This window comes from Mesorhizobium sp. M7A.F.Ca.US.002.01.1.1 (genome assembly GCF_004022955.1).
GTDB lineage: Bacteria > Pseudomonadota > Alphaproteobacteria > Rhizobiales > Rhizobiaceae > Mesorhizobium > Mesorhizobium ciceri.
On the sequence record NZ_RZQE01000589.1, the window covers coordinates 1 to 3,129 of the forward strand.

Annotated in this window: 6 protein-coding genes; 5 read left to right on the top strand and 1 reads right to left on the bottom strand. The window is 60.6% G+C overall.

Annotated features, from left to right (window positions below; translation table 11 throughout):
- The coding region (locus EN932_RS39820) for an NAD(P)H-dependent oxidoreductase (protein WP_348630216.1) at positions 1-195 on the top strand (195 nt) is incomplete at its 5' end.
- A gap of 46 nt (positions 196-241) precedes the next feature.
- A complete protein-coding gene (locus EN932_RS39825) occupies positions 242-430 on the top strand; it encodes a hypothetical protein (protein WP_348630217.1) in 189 nt (62 codons plus the stop codon).
- 116 nt (positions 431-546) lie between these two features.
- Here EN932_RS39825 and EN932_RS32450 read toward each other — a convergent pair whose 3' ends face one another.
- Positions 547-1,044 (bottom strand): plastocyanin/azurin family copper-binding protein, encoded by a 498-nt coding sequence (locus EN932_RS32450; RefSeq protein WP_245483369.1) that lies wholly within the window; start codon positions 1,042-1,044, stop codon positions 547-549.
- Between the two features lie 257 nt (positions 1,045-1,301).
- Between EN932_RS32450 and EN932_RS32455 the strand changes: the two genes are divergently transcribed.
- From EN932_RS32455 to EN932_RS32465, 3 genes are all read left to right on the top strand, one after another.
- A complete protein-coding gene (locus EN932_RS32455) occupies positions 1,302-1,580 on the top strand; it encodes a PepSY domain-containing protein (RefSeq protein WP_128369378.1) in 279 nt (92 codons plus the stop codon).
- 43 nt (positions 1,581-1,623) lie between these two features.
- Complete coding sequence (locus tag EN932_RS32460) at positions 1,624-2,154, top strand: cytochrome b/b6 domain-containing protein (RefSeq protein WP_128369381.1); 531 nt, start codon at positions 1,624-1,626, stop codon at positions 2,152-2,154.
- 269 nt (positions 2,155-2,423) lie between these two features.
- Positions 2,424-3,129 (top strand): amino acid permease (locus EN932_RS32465; RefSeq protein WP_128369379.1); only part of this gene is annotated, 706 nt, incomplete at its 3' end.

Here is a 3,129-nt window from a genome sequence, read left to right on the forward strand (position 1 = left end):
ATGCAGGAGTTCGAGCATGGTACGGTTCCCGACGAGCTGAAGGACGCCGTCGAGGCGGTCGTGTGGGCCGACCACATCCTCTTCGTCTTTCCGCTGTGGCTCGGGACCATGCCGGCAATGCTCAAGGCATTCCTGGAACAGGTCATGCGGCCAGGGACGGCCTTCGCCTACCCCGACAAGGGGCGGCTTCACTAAGACGCTGCTTCGCGGCCGCTCAGCATGCGTCGTGGTGACGATGGGCATGCCTTCCCTTGTCTGCCGGCTATGGTTCCTCGGACACGGCATCGCCGGCATGAAGCGAAGCATCCTGCATTTTGTTGGCATCAGTCCGGTGCGCGAGACCTTGTTTGGCATGGTCGCAGGCGCCAGCGACGCGACCCGCATGAAGTGGATCAGCCAGATGCGCAAGCTCGGCGAACGAGCGCTATAGCGCAGCGATCCGAGCTAGCAGACGCTTCATGCGATGCGCCGCCACACAATACTAGCTACCCCTGCAAGCATCGAAACGGCGACAGTCGAAGGTTTCCGGCCAGGGCGCTCCCTGGTTCATGGATCGACGGTGAATTCAGCCCACATGCCCGCCCCATAGTGACCTGGCACGTTGCAGATAAGCAGATATTTTCCAGCCTTCAGCTCGACGGTCAGGGAGCCTGATTTGCCGGGATCGAGTTCCGACACCTCGCCCTTGTCGCCGGCCTTGTCTTCGTCGACCCGGTTCTCGGCCTCAAGGTAAGGAAGCGGCTTGCCGGGTTCCGCAAGGTACATCACGATCATTTCGTGGACAGTGTCCTTAGAGTCATTTTTCACATTGAATGTGACCTCCCCGGCCTTGACTGCACCGGGCGAAGCCTTGATGCCCATGGTCGCCTTAGCGAGATCGAGTCCGGGCGCCGCATAGGCGAGCCCGATCGGCATCTCCATATTCGCGCCCTTGTCCCACAGAGAAATCTGGACAAGCGAAGCAGCCTGGACGACGCCGGCACTGCCAGCCATGAGCATTGCGGCAGCAAGCCCGAGTGCTGCTCTCCTCGATATGGTCTTCATGGCGATCTCCTTCAGAACGGCAGCAGAAGCGCTCTACGTCCCGACCGTCATCCTGCTCGCGAGTTCATCCACCGTCCTTGCGCCAAATCAAAGTGATCGGCGCAAGCCCATCAACGGGGCCCGAAGATCTGTCAGCCAGTTGTCAGGTTCAATTGGCTATGTCGCACCAATGACGGCGAAATCACTGTCTGGCACGACCGATCGAAATCTCAACCGCAGGCGCAACATTCGCGCCCAACCTCCCAAATGGAGCCATCATGTATCGCACATTCGTTCTCGCCGCTCTCGTCGGCATGGTTGCAGGACCGGCGCTCGCCGCTGGCGGCAGCTGCAGCACCGCCCCGAAATCACAGTTCAAGCCCAAGGCAACGCTGGAGGCGCAGTTGACCGGCGAAGGCCTCACCGTCCGCCAGATCAAGGTCGAGAAGGGTTGCTACGAAGTCTATGCGGTCGACAAGGCCGGCAAGAAGGTGAACCTGGCCTACAATGCCGAGACCCTTGAAAAGCTCGACAATGCCGAAGCCGGTGAAAATTGATCCGAACGTTTCGATAGCTACGGACGCGCAGCCATCTCCAGAGATGGTGCGCGTCTGGGACCGGGTCGTGCGGAGTTTCCACTGGGCGCTGGTGCTCAGCTTCGTCACAGCCTGGCTCACCTCCCATTCCTCGGAGGACATTCACCATTGGGCTGGCTACGCCGCTGCCGGGCTAGTCGCGATGCGGTTCCTGTGGGGCGTTCTGGGCACCCCCTATGCGCGCTTCTCGCAATTCGTGCGTAATCCGGCAACAGTGCTGCGCTACCTCTCAGCATTGCTGAGCGGTCGCGAAGCCCGCTACATCGGCCATAATCCGGCCGGCGGCGCGATGGTAATCGTGTTGATCGGGGCGATGGGATTAACCGCGTTGACCGGGTGGCTGATGACAACGGACGCCTATTTCGGCGTGCCATGGGTCGAGGCAGCACACAGCCTCGCCGCGCACAGTCTGCTCCTGCTGGTCCTTTTCCATATGGGTGGCGTCGCGCTGGCAAGCTTTCGACATCGTGAAAACCTTGTCCGGGCCATGATTACGGGGCGAAAACGCAAAGCCGAGCCCACGGATATAGCCTGACGATCTGTTCAACGCACCAAGCAATTCGTGCCCTCGACGATCTCCGGGGCGCAAGTCGACCGCCATTCGTTCGGCGGCGGCGAGGAGCCAGCCATGCGAGTGGATCGGACACATGTGCGAGTTCGATGAGCGAGCGCCTTTTCCGGGCGCCGAGGAATCCCAAACTTGCCATTTGCCGCTCGCAAACGGATTTGACCCGTATCAAGGCAGCTAGTGCTTATTTCTAGTCTGTTGCCTCCCATCAGGGCCTTCAAATTGGGGAGAGCATCATGACTACGGCTGATATCAACATTCCTGTTCGGAAAGTCGCAACCGCGACGCCAACGAAGCTTCGACTCGGTTCCCTGACCGCACTGGTGATCGGCTCGATGGTCGGCTCCGGCGTGTTCAGCCTGCCGCAGAACATGGCAGCAGGTGCCGGTCCCCTCGCAATCCTGATTGGTTGGGCCATCACCGCGGTCGGCATGCTGGCGCTGGTTTTCGTCTATCAATCGCTTGCGACCCGCAAGCCCGAACTCGACGCGGGTCCCTATGCCTATGCCAAGGCAGGCTTCGGTCCGTTCATCGGCTTCAACAGCGCCTGGGGCTACTGGATCAGCGCCTGGGTCGGCAACGTTTCCTACGCGGTGATCGTGTTCAGCGCCCTGTCCTATTTCTTTCCAGCCTTCGGCGATGGAAACACCTGGCAGGCGGTGCTCGGCGCATCGGTCCTGCTGTGGCTGATCCACATCCTGGTTCTCGCCGGCATCCGGCAGGCCGCTGTCGTGAACCTCATCGTCACGGTGGCAAAGATCGCTCCGATCGTCCTGTTCGTCGGGGTTGTGGCCGTCGCCTTCAAACTGCAGGTCTGGTCGCTGGACTTTACCGGTCTGGGCAACGTCAGTCTCGGTTCGATCACCGCGCAGGTGAAAAGCACCATGCTGGTGACGCTTTGGGTGTTCATCGGCATCGAAGGCGCCAGCGTCTTTTCCGGTC